At 45.3% G+C, this 256-nt stretch carries 1 protein-coding gene; it reads left to right on the top strand.

Translation table 11 applies throughout. From position 1 onward, the window contains the following. Nucleotides 1-30 precede the first annotated feature (30 nt). The coding region (locus FH871_RS34575; RefSeq protein WP_212768338.1) for a hypothetical protein at nucleotides 31-256 on the top strand (226 nt) is incomplete at its 3' end.

Here is a 256-nt window from a genome sequence, read left to right as displayed (position 1 = left end):
GTGCCAGCTAGTCAGCCTCAGGATACCACCGTGCAGACGGTTTTAGACAAGGCGCTTAGTTCAGATACCCAAGTAACTAAGACAGAGACAGTTAGTGAAAATCAAGCAGACACTGCGGCTATTGATAAAACAGAACAAGTAAGTTCTGAATCTCAAGCAAGTACTAGTGATGTTGATGCTAATGTAACTTCAGCGTCAGGAAAGGTTGATGCAGCAACTCAGACCGATGACCAAGCCGACCAGTCAGCAACTTCTA

The organism is Larkinella sp. C7 (assembly GCF_006149005.1).
Lineage (GTDB): Bacteria > Bacteroidota > Bacteroidia > Cytophagales > Spirosomataceae > Larkinella.
The sequence above is the reverse complement of the archived record's forward strand: the minus strand, read 5'-3'. Positions and strand labels throughout refer to the sequence as shown.